At 42.1% G+C, this 16,270-nt stretch carries 17 protein-coding genes and 1 pseudogene; 3 read left to right on the forward strand and 15 right to left on the reverse strand.

Annotation, left to right across the window (positions count from 1 at the left end):
• Window positions 1-191: 191 nt before the first annotated feature.
• Together ACED28_RS17285 and ACED28_RS17290 are read right to left on the reverse strand one after the other, a co-directional pair.
• Window positions 192-611 carry a type III secretion system chaperone gene (locus ACED28_RS17285; protein ID WP_017096482.1) on the reverse strand — a complete coding sequence of 140 codons (420 nt, stop codon included), beginning with the start codon at window positions 609-611 and terminating at the stop codon, window positions 192-194.
• A 61-nt stretch (window positions 612-672) separates the two neighbouring features.
• Window positions 673-2,703 carry a hypothetical protein gene (locus ACED28_RS17290; RefSeq protein WP_017100925.1) on the reverse strand — a complete coding sequence of 677 codons (2,031 nt, stop codon included), beginning with the start codon at window positions 2,701-2,703 and terminating at the stop codon, window positions 673-675.
• Window positions 2,704-3,280: 577 nt separating this feature from the next.
• Here ACED28_RS17290 and ACED28_RS17295 point away from each other — a divergent pair.
• From ACED28_RS17295 to ACED28_RS17305, 3 genes and pseudogenes are all read left to right on the forward strand, one after another.
• Window positions 3,281-3,739 (forward strand): CesT family type III secretion system chaperone, encoded by a 459-nt coding sequence (locus ACED28_RS17295; protein WP_017096480.1) that lies wholly within the window; start codon window positions 3,281-3,283, stop codon window positions 3,737-3,739.
• An 11-nt stretch (window positions 3,740-3,750) separates the two neighbouring features.
• Window positions 3,751-5,220 (forward strand): hypothetical protein, encoded by a 1,470-nt coding sequence (locus ACED28_RS17300; RefSeq protein WP_017096479.1) that lies wholly within the window; start codon window positions 3,751-3,753, stop codon window positions 5,218-5,220.
• 638 nt (window positions 5,221-5,858) lie between these two features.
• Window positions 5,859-6,888, forward strand: a pseudogene (locus ACED28_RS17305) (IS630 family transposase).
• Between the two features lie 97 nt (window positions 6,889-6,985).
• Here the strand turns inward: ACED28_RS17305 and ACED28_RS17310 are convergent.
• The 13 genes from ACED28_RS17310 to ACED28_RS17370 form a co-directional block, all read right to left on the reverse strand.
• Window positions 6,986-7,963: a hypothetical protein gene (locus tag ACED28_RS17310; RefSeq protein ID WP_017096476.1), complete on the reverse strand. Its 978-nt coding sequence runs from the start codon at window positions 7,961-7,963 to the stop codon at window positions 6,986-6,988.
• Between the two features lie 12 nt (window positions 7,964-7,975).
• Complete coding sequence (locus ACED28_RS17315; protein WP_017096475.1) at window positions 7,976-8,416, reverse strand: type III secretion system chaperone; 441 nt, start codon at window positions 8,414-8,416, stop codon at window positions 7,976-7,978.
• Between the two features lie 422 nt (window positions 8,417-8,838).
• Window positions 8,839-9,474: an HrpE/YscL family type III secretion apparatus protein gene (locus ACED28_RS17320; protein WP_017096474.1), complete on the reverse strand. Its 636-nt coding sequence runs from the start codon at window positions 9,472-9,474 to the stop codon at window positions 8,839-8,841.
• A complete protein-coding gene (gene vscK, locus ACED28_RS17325) occupies window positions 9,453-10,127 on the reverse strand; it encodes a SctK family type III secretion system sorting platform protein VscK (RefSeq protein WP_017096473.1) in 675 nt (224 codons plus the stop codon). The genes ACED28_RS17320 and vscK overlap by 22 nt, the downstream gene beginning before the upstream one ends.
• A complete protein-coding gene (gene sctJ, locus ACED28_RS17330; RefSeq protein WP_029223148.1) occupies window positions 10,111-10,854 on the reverse strand; it encodes a type III secretion system inner membrane ring lipoprotein SctJ in 744 nt (247 codons plus the stop codon). Before sctJ ends, vscK begins: the two co-directional genes overlap by 17 nt.
• Before the next feature lie 2 nt (window positions 10,855-10,856).
• Window positions 10,857-11,201 (reverse strand): type III secretion system inner rod subunit SctI, encoded by a 345-nt coding sequence (gene sctI, locus ACED28_RS17335; RefSeq protein ID WP_017096471.1) that lies wholly within the window; start codon window positions 11,199-11,201, stop codon window positions 10,857-10,859.
• Window positions 11,202-11,209: 8 nt separating this feature from the next.
• Complete coding sequence (locus ACED28_RS17340) at window positions 11,210-11,842, reverse strand: YopR family T3SS polymerization control protein (RefSeq protein WP_017100154.1); 633 nt, start codon at window positions 11,840-11,842, stop codon at window positions 11,210-11,212.
• On the reverse strand, window positions 11,842-12,198 hold the full coding sequence (locus ACED28_RS17345; protein WP_017096469.1) for a YscG family type III secretion system chaperone: 357 nt from the start codon (window positions 12,196-12,198) through the stop codon (window positions 11,842-11,844). The genes ACED28_RS17340 and ACED28_RS17345 overlap by 1 nt, the downstream gene beginning before the upstream one ends.
• A 3-nt stretch (window positions 12,199-12,201) precedes the next feature.
• A complete protein-coding gene (gene sctF, locus ACED28_RS17350) occupies window positions 12,202-12,450 on the reverse strand; it encodes a type III secretion system needle filament subunit SctF (RefSeq protein WP_017096468.1) in 249 nt (82 codons plus the stop codon).
• 15 nt (window positions 12,451-12,465) lie between these two features.
• On the reverse strand, window positions 12,466-12,672 hold the full coding sequence (locus tag ACED28_RS17355; RefSeq protein ID WP_017100155.1) for an EscE/YscE/SsaE family type III secretion system needle protein co-chaperone: 207 nt from the start codon (window positions 12,670-12,672) through the stop codon (window positions 12,466-12,468).
• On the reverse strand, window positions 12,665-13,960 hold the full coding sequence (gene sctD, locus ACED28_RS17360; RefSeq protein ID WP_017096466.1) for a type III secretion system inner membrane ring subunit SctD: 1,296 nt from the start codon (window positions 13,958-13,960) through the stop codon (window positions 12,665-12,667). Before sctD ends, ACED28_RS17355 begins: the two co-directional genes overlap by 8 nt.
• Before the next feature lie 5 nt (window positions 13,961-13,965).
• Window positions 13,966-15,837 carry a type III secretion system outer membrane ring subunit SctC gene (gene sctC / locus ACED28_RS17365; protein WP_017100156.1) on the reverse strand — a complete coding sequence of 624 codons (1,872 nt, stop codon included), beginning with the start codon at window positions 15,835-15,837 and terminating at the stop codon, window positions 13,966-13,968.
• Window positions 15,837-16,265: a YscB family type III secretion system chaperone gene (locus tag ACED28_RS17370; RefSeq protein ID WP_017096464.1), complete on the reverse strand. Its 429-nt coding sequence runs from the start codon at window positions 16,263-16,265 to the stop codon at window positions 15,837-15,839. Before ACED28_RS17370 ends, sctC begins: the two co-directional genes overlap by 1 nt.
• Between the last annotated feature and the right edge of the window lie 5 nt (window positions 16,266-16,270).

The raw sequence follows: 16,270 nt of genomic DNA on the forward strand, positions 1-16,270 counted from the left end.
CGCGATGATAAAAGCGTTGAACAAGCTCACTGGGTTAGGTATGCCTGAAACTTGCTGTATTGACTAAGAAACGCACGAAATGGGGCTGCTCTGTCTCTAACTGAATTACGCAACAAAGCCGTGCTGATGACACGCAAACTTGTCACCTCGCGATTCAGATAAAATGAGTTGTAACTTTATCTACCCGTTAGCTACATAAATTTCACATTAATTAAAGCCAGATCAATATGAACATTTTCATTGCAATCATGTAAAGCATGAACCTTATCTTTAATTAAATGCATATTTTCAAAAATATTATTCAGCTCGTTATGGTCAAATTTATCCTTTGGTAAGGACACGCCTAGACATAGTTCTTCGTTGTTTAGTCCAATCCAGCAGCTTCCAAGTAAGTCCCGCTGCATATTTAAACTTAACCAATCACTCATCTTATATTGGTCTACAATGACATGTAGAGGGGTATACAAGGTAAATAAATCTGATTGCTTTGGCGATTCTAGAACCCAAAGGCTTTCCTGATTATCGATTATTTCAATCGCATCGGATTCAACGGGGATCTCAATTCCCCATAGTTCAGCAAGTTCTGATAATACGGCTTCAAATTTCAACATTACACCTCAATAATTTACTTTGCGAAAACAAGGGATCACGTGCGATCATCAAGTTTTGTTTTTAAGCTTTGCTCTGTAGCCATTCGTTCGAACTTAGCAGTGCATCTAGTTGCTTTTTCGCTGGAGAGGCGATGGTAAATGGCCCCAATTTATAACTTTGGCAATCTGATTTTAGTGATTCAACTTGCTTTGCCACTAAATATTGCATCCAAGGTTTATTCGATAGGTCGGTTAATTTCATTGCCTCCGAACTGGTTGATATATCGTCTTTCAGTGCCTGTAAGTGTGAAATATCCATATATTGATAAGACAGACGTTCAGCTTCGTTTTCGGCACCTTTAGGGTGAAACAGCTGAATTAGTCGGCTTCTCCAACTTGGTTTTGGCTCTAACAATAGAGGTTTTAGATTCGTCAATTTTGCCATCATTCTATCTACATCAATATTTAATGGGTTAATGCCGAGTGTGTTTACATTGGCGACTTCGGCTTCATTTGGAAGTTTTTCGATATGGAAGCCAATGTTCTGATTTAACCTTGATAGGTGATTCTCGAATGAGTCTGTCTTTTCTTTGATTACAAAATTACTGCTTACAATGTTATCAAAGTCCCCAATACCGTAGGTTTTGTTCGTATCGAATAGCGTGTGTTTACTTTGATCATTTACAGGTAAATCTATGCTAGGGCTTAGTTCTTTAAACACTGTTCCTTGCCCTCTAAATTCTGTTTTTCTTTGTAGTTCGTTATTTTTATCAACAGAATTAGTTCTGTTCACTGCTTTTACTAAAGCTTTTTGGAAGTTACGACATTTTAAATCTGCTTCTGGAAACTCTTTTACATTAGACTGGTAGAGGTTAGTTTGAAGTTCAAGCTTTTGTAGCTGTGACGGTAATTGTTTCTGTTTTAGTGCATTAAGTTGTTCTTGTTCGCTCACTTCCTGTTTTACTACTTTTTGGAAGGTTGCAGCGGTTTCGGTAGATAAGTTGCTTTTTAATACCACCTTCAGTGTTGTAGGCAACAGTTGAGACATAGGACCTAGCGTAGAGGCCTTGTTAACTCTCAACATCTGCCCTAATGTTGTCTTATTTGTTAACGCTTTTTTTACTAACTTCCCTAAGGAACCATTAGGGGAGTGCTCTTCAGTTAGCTTACAAAACTTACTTGCAAATTCTTCAGCCGTTTTAGGTAATGATTCAAGTTGGTAACACCCATTAGAGTATGTCATTGACCAATCATAAGAATAGCTCTGTGCGTATTCAGCATGTTTAGTGCTTGAGCTAGCATATGCGTTAAATAGTGATTCAAATTCTTTCTTGATAGAAGTGCTCTCATGCTCATAATAGTTTTGTAACTTAACGTCTGTTACTTGCTCTTTAGTCGCGTTTTTTTGATTGTCAGCTTGCTTGCTCTTTTCTATGGTTGTTTTTTCTGATGAGCTTATGCTGCCCTTAGATGTCTCTAGGCTTGGTTCTGATGTTACTCCTAGTGAAGTAGGCGCGGTTTTTGATGTCACATTAGTATCTGACACAGGCCTATCAACTAAAGGTGATACGACCGATGGCGACTTGAGTTCGATAGTATCTTTATGGCCTTTCTTCGGTGCTAGAGAAATAATCTCGCTGAAAGATTGTTGGACTAGAGCTTTAAATTTAGGGTAGAACTCACCTTTAGTTGGAGAGTGTCCTTTTGTTATATCTGAAAGTAACTGTTTAAAGCCCCCGACTTTACTTGGAAGTGGGCAGGTGACGTTGAAATCTTTGCTTACCGTTACATTCGCAATGTTTGACAGTTCTTTTACTCTTTTCTTTTCACTGCCAGGTTTACTTATCAAATACTCGGATAAAAAGTTTTCTAGTTTTTGTGAAAAAGACATTTTGTTTTGCGAGTAGAATTCTTGTGTCCCTTTTGGTGATGTATAGGCGTGATTGAAATGAGACTTGCCAGTCGTTGGGCTTGCGACGCTTGAACCTATAGAGGTTTGTTTTGCTGATGAGGCATGTACACTTTTTACGATACTTTGAGTTGATTCTGCGTGGTTGCTTTTCTTTATTGCTGTTGAGTTCATCGGTTGATGAATCGCTGAGATAGTAGGCATTGTGACCTCTTAGAACCTATATAAACACCGAGAGGGTAGTATAGGTTAAGAGTGCCAAGGGGGGCTCTCAGTATTGGCCTATTTTTTTTATATATCGAAATGAAAGGGGGCGAGCTACCTCCTTACCTTGACTAAGAACAGCTAGATGAAGTAAAAACGATAATTTATAAGAACCAGTGATTTAGCCAGTTTGCTATACTCCCCCCCTCCTGCTGTAAGTATGCTTGCAAGCTGGCAACTCACTAAATCCAATAGAACCGTTACTAAGCTCTGCTCTCGAAGACTTCAGGGGGTAAACACAGACTCTGACGACAGAGTCCGATCCTTGTTTACCCACTGCGGTGAATCCAAACACTTCGCAAAGAGCTTTACAGCATAACTCTTCTTGAGCATCAAGAACTGTTCCGGGGAACCTCACACTAGAGAGCTTAATTGCGTAACAAAGACGATTAAATTCATTTGTTCTTTGTGCTACACATCACGACAGTTTAGAAAATCAACAAAATAAAAGCCACTTTCGACATCGTAATTATACTATTTGTTGTTTACTAGCAAGATAAAACAGAAGGAATAAACGATGAACACATTACAAGTTCTAATAAAAGAGTTTTGTGAAATAAATGAACTACCTCCACTTTATTTTGCTGAAGAAAATCGTTGCCAATTATTAGTTGATGATCGTTACGTTATTTACTTTAGTGAGGCAGATCAAAACGATTTTGTTTTATCGGTGGTTTTTGGCGGTCTCGAAAAAAGCGGTGAACTGAGACTGAAAGGTCTTGAACTCATTGCGCATGCTAACTATTTCGGTATCGCGGATGGGAGCTTGACCCTTTCACTTGCACCAAATGGTAGGCAATTGGTTCTTGCGGGCAGAAAGCCGATTGAGTACTTAAACGCAGCGAGCCTATCAACTTGGTTTCACCTTCTAAATGAGCAAACCCTACTCTGGCAGGCTCGATTTGCAATGTTAGACCAAGACCCAACCCAATTTATCAATCCAGAACAATCCCACATTGAGACACTTAGAGTTTAAGGAGTTCACCCATGGTAATTTCAACTAGCCAAAGCCAGATTCCGAGCTTGGATCAATTTCGTACTGTCGCGGCACAAAAAGATAAGCGGGTGATCAGTAAGCACGGTAAAGCCAAAGAGCCGTCGACCTTTCATAAAGGGCAAAAGTTCACGGCAGTGAGTGACACCATATTGCGATCTACATATCAAAAGTACCACCAAGAAAATATTAAGACCCACCTTGATTTAAAACAGGCGCTGCTAAAAGAAGAAAAACCAGAAACGGCATTATTGGCATTCTCTCTTGTGAGCACAGCAGGGTATCGTGGCGAGCCTTTAACTGCGCGTAAGGTCCTCGAAGTCGTAAGCCTATTAGATGAAGTGAAGATTGACGATAAAGCTTATAAAAATCTAAAAAGCACGTTCGATTCGATCAGCAAAGACCCACGCTTACAAGTCAGCATCGAAAACCAATACCCAGGCAAAATGGACGGCTTAGGTGCTGAACTGCTTGAGATGGCAAAAGAAACAATCAAAGGGACTGGTATCAACGCAGTAATTAACTTGGCGTTACCAGGTGTTGGTTTGTTGATCGCCACGGGGCGTGAATTACATAAGTCGGCAGTCAATGGTGATGCTGAGGCGCACTATCACCAACTAGAACAGATTGCGCAGTTGCCCGGTCATGACCAAAGGTTGGCATTGCCGATACAACAAGCATTAGCGCACGAGCACGCCACTCAATCTGCTGAAGGTGCGGTTGGAGCGACCTTAGGTATGGCGACGGGAAGCCTTGGTGCATTTGGTGTCACCTCTGTGGGCACAACTGGTGTCCTTGTTGTTGCAAAAGAAGCGCTAGGCAGTGTAGCAGCATCTGGCTTAATCACTGGTTCTGGGTTTGTAGCCGGTCAAGCGAGTTCCTACTGTCTGAACAACGAAGTTCAAGAGCAAATTCACCAAGAACCTATGTCTGGTGTGTTACCTCGAATTGAAGTGTCTAACAGCAAAGGGAAGTTCTCCTTTAGTATGCAAGATGCTGCATCAGGACGTGCTTTGATTGCGTACCTAGGCCCAAAAGAAGACAAATCTATGACATCACCTCAAGCACCGAAAGAAGCTCAGGATATGGAATTGGCGCGCTTAACGCTTAAGAAAATGTTGGGCTCTGATGCAAGTGAGAACTTGGTGCCAGATGTTGGATCAACGAATAAATTGAGTATCGAAGATACACCGAGCCAAACTGAGTCAGAGGCCAACAGTGCACTTAAGAAGTTGCTCAAAGAAGATTGGGACTGGCTAATGCCAGCAGTAAGATCTATCGACCAAGGAAAGGCACAGGATATCAATAAGACGTTGACTTACAAGCTCCCTCTAGATACACCGAACGGACGAGTATACTTGGATAAAAGCCCGAACCTCGATCAAGGCCAACTCTCGGCGCTAGAAAAGCTTGGTTCACCAAGTCAGCTAAGGTTGATGTACTTAGCAGAAGGCTGGATTTAATCGTCAATATCATACCCAAGTTATTGACGATGAAATTTTTCCGTTACACGCTCCCAAAGGACGAGTTCCCTTGGTTTGTATACCTTGTTTAACAGTTTTTGATTTAGAAGCATTGGCTCTACAAATTGTTGCCTCGCTTTCAAAACCCGACATTCTCGCCAAGCCAAGTATCTCGGGCAATAGATTTGAAAGAGGATAAGCAACTCAAGCTGAACTGAAGAACAGTTTCAATAGAATCATATATAAGGTTGGCCGTTGACGGATAGTCCCTCATTGTGTGCCAACCTTTGATATTCGAATAGCCTATTATTATCCGTTAATTTGATATCAGCGATGATTCCGAGCCTAGACGAGGTATTGAAAGGGCCCCGCGATAGTTAATCGCTATTGGCTTCGCAATCAAATGCCACTTAGCTTGTACTCAGTTTTTATCTGCCCCAACACGAGCTTATTTGATGAAGCATAAGCACTGATCATATGAATGGTGTCCGATAATGTATTCACGAATATCAAACCAGCCTTTTGCGCCCGCACCGCACATAACGAGCCAAAAAGGACTTCAAACAGGCAATCAGTAACACCCATTAAAGTAAAAATATGATCTAATTGAGGTCGTCGAACTCTTGCAGAAAATAGCTATGGATAGCCTTAATAAGACAGATTTTAAAAAACTAGCAAGCCAACAAAAAACCATTCAAATGAAGGTTTGTTTACTAGCACTTGCCCACTTCAAAGAAGGTCACTAGCACACTCAAATTGCTAAATACCTCAAAGTCAGTCGAACTAGTGTAAACAAATGGGTCCAGACATTTCTTGAAGAAGGATTGGAAGGACTTCAAGAGAAACCTCGCACAGGCAGGCCTGCATATCTCAATGTAGAGCAACGAAAACAACTCAGCGCGTTCATTAAGACAGAAGCAGAGTCCCCTTCTGGCGGGCGCCTTGTCGGGAGCGATATACATGATTACATCGTGGAAAACTTTGATAAATACTACCACCCTAATTCTATCTATTATCTTCTCGACCACATGGGCTTTTCTTGGATAACTTCTCGATCCAAACAATCACAGCAAATCCAAGACGATTTTAAAAAATTCAAAATAGAAACGATCCTTAAGATCCTCGGTCATATTGGGCTGGAGAGTGTTGATGTCTGGTTTCAAGACGAAGCTAGATTCGGACAACAAAACACAACGACACGCTTGTGGGCTGAAACAGGAACGCGCCCAAGGGCGCCAAAACAGCAGCAATTTGAGTACGCTTACCTGTTCGGTTCTGTTTGTCCTAGCTGAGGGATTGGAGAAGCTATGGTTGTGCCTTGGGTCAATAAAGACATTATGATCTAACACTTAAAGCAAATATCCGATATCACAGACAAAGGAAGGAAGGCATGCTGTAGTAATAATGGATGGCGCAGGTTGGCATACCGATGATATCGCCCACAAATTTGATAATGTCAGTATCATCAAACTTTCCCCATATTCGACAGAGCTTAACCCGATAGAACAAGTATGGAGTTGGTTACGACAACACTACTTAGCGAACCAAAGCTTCGAAGACTATGAGGACATTGTTTCCAAGGTATGCGTTGCGTGGAATAGGTTTCTTGAAGTGCCGAAAAGGGTATCGAAAATGTGCGCTAGAGAATGGATAGACTTGAGCAGTTAATTTTCCAGATTAATATCACTTACATTAAAAAAATAAAAGGAGCAAAGTAATACTGCTCCTTTTTGGTAGTAAATATTAGCAACCGATTATGGAATCTTTAGTCCAGTTTGTGGCTAGAAAAAATCACTTCAGATGGTGGGAACATGTTGGAAACCGGTGGATGAGCAATATCACCAAACATTCTCGCACCAAATGCTGAAGCTGCCCAAGGGTCTACAATTTTCACATCTTTATTCCATGAGCTTGGGTCTTTGATATCACTACCGTCCTGTCTACCAACCAAAACATACAAGTGCGTGCCTGAGTGTCCTTTCTTGAATGCCACTACTTCGACCTTAGTGTTTTGATTCGCATCACCCTGCATCCCTTGAATCATTTCAGCGGCCGCGGCAAAGGCAAACGTAGTACAGCAACCGGCTTTTGCGTCCTGAACGGATTTCGCAATGTTTTGAAGTGTCCCCATCTGAGGGCTATTGCCTCTTTGAGCCGCCACTTGAACCATGTTTGCTGACATGGTCGCTTTTTTATCTTGTTGAACTCTTGCTGGATTTGCGTAGAAGCCTTCTAGTCTTGGCTTCGCTTTCGCTTGATAGAACTCAGATCTCTTATCACCGAAGGTATTAAGGTCAGTACAAGCGAAATCACCCAACTTTTGCAGTGTAGCTTGGTGCTTTCTAATCAAGGCATCTGCTGGAGCGGTTTTACCTGCGCTGGATGGTTTTGAAGTGCTTGAAACACTTGGCCAATTCTCTCTAGGCCCTGTCGATAATCGCTCTAGGTCTTTAAGGTTTCCAAGAGTCAACTTATTTTCACCATTCAGTACGTTTTGCATCATAGCTTTGGCGACACCTTTTGGCAGACCTTGCTTAACCAATAGATCAACGACGATCGATTTCGCTTTGTTTTGGTGATTGATACGAGAGCTTACGCTTGTGTTTTTCGGCGCACCTTCTTTAACAAAGATGTCCTTGCCTCCGTGAGCCCGAACTTCTTTGTCGTCCGATTGGTTTTGTGTAGATAACTGTGCAGTGAGTTCGCTCAGCGAATGCATATGTGATGTATTGATATTTACCATAACCCTAACCTTTTAAACAGAGATGAAAGTATGCAGCTTTTTATGTTGCTCAATCGATTGAAACTGAGCCGTTAGATATTGCTTCCACAGTTCACAAAGCTCCATAAGCTGAGTAATCAGGATAGAAACACGACTCACTTCTGAGGTAAGTGGTATACTTATCTGCATGTGTACTTCATTGTTTTTAGGGTCTATACAGAACTGTACCCCACCTGACTCCCGGTATAAGAAGTTATATTCCAAAAGTGTTTTCAGTTTTTTAATTTCAAATGACTCTTCATCTTGGCAAACCTTGATTGAAAGTAACAGTTCTTCTCTCTCATCCAAGCCTTGAACTTCAATCTCTTTGCCTGCAGACATATATACTGTCCACATTTGATAATCATATGCAGTCACCCGTTCAATATCGAGTGTGTTACCAAGCTCAATTAGTAAGGTATTTACCTTATCCATACTCACCTACCATCCTGATATTTAATATTGATGTATCTATTTAAAATAAAAGATATAAAATTTCGAATTTAAATACACCTATCACATTATTTTATTTTCCATTGTTGCTGGTTAATTTTGTTAGATTAACCGTTTTTAGAAAAACAAATTCAGTATTCTGAACGAACGTTACTCTCTTATGAGGCGATAGTTAATAGAGCCTTTAAGATAATCAGAGTTCCCGTTGATGTAAGTATTGTGCTCAATAACAGTCACAGAATATGCCAGATATGGTCGGCTTTTTTTCATTTTAAGCCGTTTATAAAGATCGGATGGGAAGCTAAGATAAAACTAGAGAAATGGTAGAAAGGTACAGTGAATAGAAAGTAAAGCTCAAAAAGCCCAGCGTTTTTCTGAGCTTTCGAGAGTTAAAGATAAGCACGTCAAGACTGTATCTGTTGGCGCTCACTGAATTGCTTAGTGATCACCTGCTTAAGAGCTTGCAGTTGCCCGTCGATACTGGCATCGATAATACCGACTTCAGTTTCCAGTATGCACCCACCATTTTTGAGTCTCGCATCTGCAATAACGTCAACATAGCCGACCTCCGGGAAGTCACTGAGTATTAAGGAAACCTTATCTCGCACCTCTGTCACTTGCTCGGGGTGCACGTGCAGAATCACTTGTTTCTGATTACTGACCAGCTGAAGCGCTTCCCTCACCACTATTGCCGTTGTTTCCACATCGTCGAAACTACTGATAATTTTGCTTACGGCATCAAGCACTACGCCAGTGATTTTCTGTTCGACTTGCAAGTAGTACTCATTACATCGTGCAAGCGTTGACATCATAGTTTCTGCGCTCTCTATCTTCGCTTGATCGATACCATCCTGGTAACCACGCTGTCTTTCTAACTCATAAGCATCGTCAGCTTTTGTAATAATGCTCTCGGCTTTAGAGTGTGCAGCTTCAACCAAGTGTTGCGAATCTAAATAACTCACATAATCCTTTGCTTTGAGAATCTTTAGACCTGTAGCCAACTGCAAGTTGTCAGTTTTTATTTCAACAAATGAAACCATTGAGGGATTACCTGTTTTGCGATTTTCTTTATAAGTCGATAAGCAAGATCTCGATGCGTTTCATCGAACCAATCAGCACTGAGTTTTGTTTGGGTTAATGAACAATCGAGCTTGAACTGCCACCTTTGTACAAGCTCTGATGGTGATTTCTCCAGTAAAAATGTGACCCATAGATACCCAAGTTCACGGGCTGCCTTTTCAAAGCTGGCTTCATCTAAACTCGCCGGCAATGTTTTTTGCCAACCGTTTGGCCAATTTGAGATCATCATTGGCCCGTGTTGAATTAAAAAACGCGTTTCATCGACACCAAAAATATGATTGAGGCACTGCTTTGGTTGTTTCAAGACAACTTGGCGCATCGATTCACAATACATTGCCCCACCAATCAGCAAAAGTAATTTGTTAGTCGTTTCAACTGGAAGTAACACCAAACTATTAAATGGATGATTAAAAACATGATCAGTAATCGTTGATAGCTGCCATTCTTCAATACACCATTGATTGATCGCAGCCTGGTGTCTCCAGTCTTGGACTCGTAATAACCAAGGCTGTTTCTTGCTTATCCAACTCTCATCAATATAACTGCAAGGACAATAATTAAACTGATGATAAATCTGAGAAACTGGCGTATCAGAATTAACCACGTTGCGCATTCCTACGACACCATGCAAACGTCGCTGCGTTAGAACCGATGATAAGTAGTAACAAGAAAACGAGGATAGCAATCAAGTTACTTGCCGTGTCCTTGGTCACTTGAATAGACAAAATGCTTTCAAATTGCTTGCTTTGAGCCGTCACACGAACTTCCGAAGATGGTACTATGACAACGCTAATACGTTCGTAGTTAAGCCCTTCAATACTATTGTTCACTAACTGCTTAATTTGAGGTACATAAGAGTCGAGTGCCACATCCGCTGCGTGTTTAATAAACACTGATGCAGAAGCAGGAGTTGGACGTTCACCTGGACGAAGGTTTTTATCTTCAAGTACAATGTGAACGCGTGCCACTAACACTCCATCAATTTGTGACAGCGTTGATGATAGTTCTTGCGATTTCGCGTATATAAGCCTCGCCCTTTCTGCAATCGGAGACGAAATCAGGTCATCTTTCGGAAACACTTCTTTGAGTGTTGAGAACTGCTCTTTCGGGTAGCCTTTACGTTTCAGAGCATCAACCGAAAATGCGACTTGAGCGTTATCTACCATCAATTTTATGGTGTTGTCTTTATCCGGTTCTTTGGTTGCCACGACCCCCTCAGAAAGCAGAATAGACAGCATTTCATTGCCTTCTTTCTGGCTTACTCCAGTGTATAGCTCCGTCTGACAGCCAGCTAAAAATAACACGAGTAACATGCACACGGCACGTATTGTCTTCATCATGACTATTGGGCCTTCAACAATGTTTCTACATTCTGTGTCGTTTTACCTACCGTCTTGGCAATCAGCTCCTCTTGAAAGGTAATTCGACTCAACGCCCATTGCATCTGCAAGAGCTGAGCAGGGTCGTCACCAACCATTGCCATGCTATCGGTTAAGTTAGTTTTTGCATTGTCGATGGTGTTTTTCAGTTCGCTAATGTTTTCTAACAAGCCACCTTCTAAACCGTGGTTTCCCTCAGGCGATAGCATCGCTTGCTCGAAACGCTCACTAAGTCCCGCTTCAGCTTGTGCGTCTTGCACTTGCTCGAGGTTGGTTTGCATCACTTCTGTGTACTGCGTATTAATCATATCCGTTCCTATGAGAGGTCTAGTTTGTGGCTGTAACTCAACATGTTCTTGACCATGGCATTCTTTTGTATAACAAAGCTCAGTTCTTTTCGGACCACCTCCAATACTGGAGCTTGGGCAGGGATGTCTTTCAACTCACCCCAACAGTGCCAAAGCGCTTGTTCTTTTTGCGCACCAAGTGGGAAATGTTCAGAAAGCAACGCTTTCAACTCTCGGCGGTCTTTAGGGGGAGTCGCTAGCAAGCGCCCTGAAAAACTGCCCAACAGCTCATGCTTAAATAATGCCAACAATTCTGGTGATGCTTTATCAGTGCCTTTTGCGCTTTGTTCCTGACTAAAGGCATACCATAAGGCTTTTTTTTTCTCACTAGGCGAAATAAACGCGTCTTTAAGCGTTCTGCTAAGCGCTGCTGCGCTGAAGTCTCCAGAACGTTTTAGTGCTTCGTACCACTCTTTAATAGCTGCTGTTCTACCTTTAGACCGCGTGACACTATCCGTATTTTTTTTCGTAGTCGGTATGTTCTTATCTGGTGGGTTCTCACTCATCAAACGGTTCATCTTGTTCGCATCAGGTGTATCATTCCGGGGTGCTTTCGGCACCTGACTGAGCATGTTGTTGATTCCGTTGCTTTCAACCTTCATTAAAGGTTCCTGATGTCTTTAGAAAAACTCATGGCAAAGGCTTGGTTTTCTTCATTGCCTTTTAATGCCATATCTAACCACGATTCGGCTTTGCTTAAGAGCCCAGCTTTTCCTGCCGCTAGCGCAGCCAGACCGATTAAGTCTGGGCGTGTCACGCAAAGCGGTTCAAGTAAACGATGAGCGTCCTCGTACAAGCCACGATTCATCAAACTCATTGAACGAATCATAGCAACGACTTCTTCTGCATCACCTTGCAACTCAAGGCATTCCGCAATGGTATTTGCCTCTTCATGACGATGCAGACCGGTTGCCATCAACGCTGTCTCAGCCAGAAGTAAACACATGCCTTTATCCATAGGTTATACCTTCTGCAGAATTGATTGCATCACGTCTTTGATTGCACGTGTTGTGGTCGCATTGATGTTATATACCACAGACCATTTGTTGATTGTATGCTGTAGCTCTGCAAGCTTTGAAGGATCGTCTGCGTTCGTTTCTAAGTTTTTGATCGCGGTGTTTACCGCTTCATTCGCTGTTTTTGATTGCTGTAACAATTTAGCTTTAACTGCGTCGAGGTTAACGCCTTTACTCGAATCATAAAATGACATATATATCGCCTTCTTTTATTTGTTGTCTAGAAATGTTTCAATTACCGTTAATGCTGCTTGATAAGCCTCGTGCTGTTTGTGTAGCAACTGGTATTCTTTTGGTGAACAGCCAAGATGGAGCTGACGCTTTATCGCTGATTGCGCTTGCTTGAACTTAAAAATGATCACCTCTTTTTCTTGCTGCCCTGAATCGCCTTGTAATAACTGCTCAAGATTAGTCATTGTTATTTTCACCTTCATACTCTAGATCAATAGTGATTACCCGCCCGCGTTTTACGAGTTCAATTCCTGCCGGAGTAACGCTTGAAATACGGTACCCTTGAGGAGTGCGAGCTCCTACCATGTAACGAACATTGTCAGTGAGGATGACATAAGGAAATAGGCCAAAATTCACGCTACGAAACGGAAAATCGATGTTTGTTCCTTTGCTCACTTTAGGAATAGATTTCAAGACAAGATATGGTTTCTCGCCATACTGCTCTCGAAAATCTCTCGTTACACCATAAAATCGAGTTGTTTCAACATCATCAAGCTCGCCACGAACTTCAATACGATCACCGCTAGTAACAAGCTGAACTTTCTTTAAGAGCTCCGCTTCTCCTAACAACTCTTTTAGAGTAACCATGTATGCCCCCGCCCTTTGTAGCTCTACTTTCCAAGCGATAAGCCCTGGGACATCTCGTTCTAAGATCTGCTCAACTTGGTTCCAACGACTTGCATCATCAATGTAACCCGTTAACAGCAGCGTACCTGTCTCGTTACCATTTTCTACTTTTACTTGGTGATAACCGAGGTTTCGTAAGATAAAACGCACACCACGACGTATCTCTTCCATCGTTCTCAGGTCACTCTTGTAGTTGATACCTAATGCATCAATTCGACCAAGCAGTTGTACCTTTTGCGTTCTATCTTCTACGTAACCTTCAAGTACAGCCTGTAGAGCATTGGCATTCCATTCAACGCGAACATCGTTCAACTCGAGTTCACTAAGAATATTGCGTACCAAGACTATCGGCTCCGCTTCTGTGATTACGTCTTTGTCGCTCGCATGCACTTGGTCGTACCAAATACCTATAAAGATAACGCTTGGGATCAGGCCACAAATCAATCCGATGAGCAGCATTTTCTTCCAACCCGATGATGGTTTATGGCCAATTGGTTTCGCTTGCTTGCTTGCTACGTCATTTGCCATCTCAATAACTAAATCATCTTCCAAATAACCAACAGCAAAGGTTAAACGACCCACAGAAACCAAGGCTTTTCGCGACAAATCAACGCCACCGGCATCAACGGCGATAATTTCGTTATTGACTGAGACTTCTTCACACTCACGTAGTGAAACCGTTTCACCATCGCAAACTAAAACGAGGTGACTTGCTTTAATGCCAGAGTCGGTTAAGACTAAATCAGCGGTAAAGTCATCACTACCCAATACCAATGAATCGTTGGGTAAAGTGACTTCCACTCCGGAATGAACACCGGAAAGAATACGAATTTTCCATTGTTGCATTGAGGTTACTGCTCCTCTAATGGTCGAACGCAATGATTCTCTGAGCCATTACACTCTTTAATTTGTACTCTCCACCCTTTCTGCCCCGTAGGAAGCTCACATTCTGCTAACAACGATGACTTTCCTTGTGACAACAAATCTTGCTGATAACGTACTGCTTGTACTTCCTTTGTACAGCTGTACAAAGCAAGTGCTGATTTAAGGCCTGCACTGTTATTGGAAATACTATTCAACGTGCCAATCTTTGGCCTTAAGTCATATTCATTTCCGATAAGTACGTTGTCTCCGATACCATCGACAACAATTCTTGGTTCTATAATGAACATACGTACTGTTCTTCTCGTGGAGCTTTCCGTGCTTCTAAACAAAGCGCCGAGGTATGGAATATCTCCTAACAAAGGAACTTTTCGAAGCTTGTTGCTAATTTCATCACGGTATACTCCACCAATCAGCAAGCTTTGCCCCTGCTTTACCGTTGCCAAAGTACTAATTTCTGTTTTACGAATTGAAGGAACACCATCAATGTCACCATCGGGGATTTCCGCACCATCTTCTAGATGCAGACTCAAATTGATTTCAGGTCTTTCAACCAAACGGTCGCCAACGATGCGAGGTACAATTTTCAATAACGTTCCATAAGTCACTTTCTCTAGTGCTGCGGTTTCTTTGCCTATCAACTTGACATAAAATGTACTGCTGTTATTAAGGACCGCTTCCACATTTTCTTGTGTTAACAAGGTTGGTCTGGAAACCACTTGCGCACTACCTCTAGATTCAAGCAAACGAATTTGAGCCAATAAATAATTTAGGTTCGTCGCATCAAGCAGAGACTTAAAATTTTGCCCACTACCAAGCTTGACATCACCATTACCTACGTCACCAGTTGTTTTGAGGTCCAAAATACTGTTGTTACCCACTGCAAGACCAGCTCGCCAGTCAACACCCAACTGACTTAAGTCATTAGCACTAATATCAACGATAGAAAGTGCGACTTCGATCCTTGACTGCGGTTGATCTAACTGCGCCACCAACTTGTGATACAGCGGTAATCGAGCTTTTGTATCACGCACAATGATTGCATTTAAACCTGGTTCTGCTTCAACCGATGCACCGCTATGTAAAGAGACATTATTAGTAATTTTCTTAGGCGTATTGGTTATTACTTCTTCGTTCTTTTTCGCCACTTTAACCTGAGTTTGAACACCTGAAAGCACTCGGCTTAGTACCGAAGCAATCCCAGGAACCGTGACACCTTGGTCACGATAACTGATCTCTCGATCTGTCGCAGATGCATACTTCAAGGGAATAATATCGACAAACAATTCATCTGTTGAATTGGATTTCTGTACCAGTCTGCTTTCCAGTGCTTCTGCCGTTTGCACAACTAAATCGACGTATCTCGGTGGGCCAGCTAAGTAAACCAGCCCCTTATTTTCCGCTGCACGCCAGCCGTAACGAGAATCCCAAATCCCTGTCGAGATCAGGGTGCTACGTAATTCGCGAGCTGTTAACAGTTCGAGCTGCAACAATTGTGAACGGGTTTCTGTCGCTTTGTATACATGCAGCACTGCACCGTCGAAGTACCACATCAAGTTGTAAACCTGTGCCAGATAATCGAGAAACTCGGCTGGATCTTCTGGTGAAAATCGACCACTGGCTCGGTCATTTACCTTGTCGCTAACCGACACTGAAACACGGTAGTTTGCGCCAAAGTTATTCAGCAGTTCTTTTAGTGAATCATTGTCCGCGTAATAACGAAACGGTTGATCGACCCAATCAAGCTCAGAGGTATGTGAAGGAACTGCTATTATCAAACTTGAAACGTACACTACTGACAGCACGATTCTGCTTATTTGTGACTTTAAAACTGCAAGCATTATGGGATCCAAACACTGTGACTAACAGTATGATTAACACGTTGATGTTCGAGCAAATCATTGAACTGCTCCACTAAATTTACGTGCTGAGCAAGCTGCGTGCAAAGCTCTTCTGTCGTTGCACTTTCCATAATCATCTTCCCTTGCATAATCAACTGTTCTTTGTCATTCACCGTCAACGTGCTGCGTGTATCTCGCAACGTTTTCAAGGAGAGCTGCATACAATGTTTTAGCGCCTGCTCTTTTTGAAAATCAAGGTGCGATTCAAAATAAAATGGGAGCACGGTTTCCCACAAGATCCATGATGAGTGCTGGCTAATATTAAGCTGCATCTGGTCAACTTCGATATCATAGGAACCATTACTTGAGGCAATAAAATCCCCTTCCCTTAACGTTTCCGCTAGGGATTTCATCATTTTATCTAACATATTTA

This window comes from Vibrio sp. 1F253 (assembly GCF_041439295.1).
Lineage (GTDB): Bacteria > Pseudomonadota > Gammaproteobacteria > Enterobacterales > Vibrionaceae > Vibrio > Vibrio tasmaniensis_A.

Coding starts and splice junctions, on each gene's coding strand:
- ACED28_RS17285 (WP_017096482.1), bottom strand. CDS start 611: ATGTTGAAATTTGAAGCCGTATTATCAGAACTTGCTGAACTATGGGGA.
- ACED28_RS17290 (WP_017100925.1), bottom strand. CDS start 2,703: ATGCCTACTATCTCAGCGATTCATCAACCGATGAACTCAACAGCAATA.
- ACED28_RS17295 (WP_017096480.1), top strand. CDS start 3,281: ATGAACACATTACAAGTTCTAATAAAAGAGTTTTGTGAAATAAATGAA.
- ACED28_RS17300 (WP_017096479.1), top strand. CDS start 3,751: ATGGTAATTTCAACTAGCCAAAGCCAGATTCCGAGCTTGGATCAATTT.
- ACED28_RS17310 (WP_017096476.1), bottom strand. CDS start 7,963: ATGGTAAATATCAATACATCACATATGCATTCGCTGAGCGAACTCACT.
- ACED28_RS17315 (WP_017096475.1), bottom strand. CDS start 8,416: ATGGATAAGGTAAATACCTTACTAATTGAGCTTGGTAACACACTCGAT.
- ACED28_RS17320 (WP_017096474.1), bottom strand. CDS start 9,474: ATGGTTTCATTTGTTGAAATAAAAACTGACAACTTGCAGTTGGCTACA.
- vscK (WP_017096473.1), bottom strand. CDS start 10,127: ATGCGCAACGTGGTTAATTCTGATACGCCAGTTTCTCAGATTTATCAT.
- sctJ (WP_029223148.1), bottom strand. CDS start 10,854: ATGATGAAGACAATACGTGCCGTGTGCATGTTACTCGTGTTATTTTTA.
- sctI (WP_017096471.1), bottom strand. CDS start 11,201: ATGATTAATACGCAGTACACAGAAGTGATGCAAACCAACCTCGAGCAA.
- ACED28_RS17340 (WP_017100154.1), bottom strand. CDS start 11,842: ATGAAGGTTGAAAGCAACGGAATCAACAACATGCTCAGTCAGGTGCCG.
- ACED28_RS17345 (WP_017096469.1), bottom strand. CDS start 12,198: ATGGATAAAGGCATGTGTTTACTTCTGGCTGAGACAGCGTTGATGGCA.
- sctF (WP_017096468.1), bottom strand. CDS start 12,450: ATGTCATTTTATGATTCGAGTAAAGGCGTTAACCTCGACGCAGTTAAA.
- ACED28_RS17355 (WP_017100155.1), bottom strand. CDS start 12,672: ATGACTAATCTTGAGCAGTTATTACAAGGCGATTCAGGGCAGCAAGAA.
- sctD (WP_017096466.1), bottom strand. CDS start 13,960: ATGCAACAATGGAAAATTCGTATTCTTTCCGGTGTTCATTCCGGAGTG.
- sctC (WP_017100156.1), bottom strand. CDS start 15,837: ATGCTTGCAGTTTTAAAGTCACAAATAAGCAGAATCGTGCTGTCAGTA.
- ACED28_RS17370 (WP_017096464.1), bottom strand. CDS start 16,265: ATGTTAGATAAAATGATGAAATCCCTAGCGGAAACGTTAAGGGAAGGG.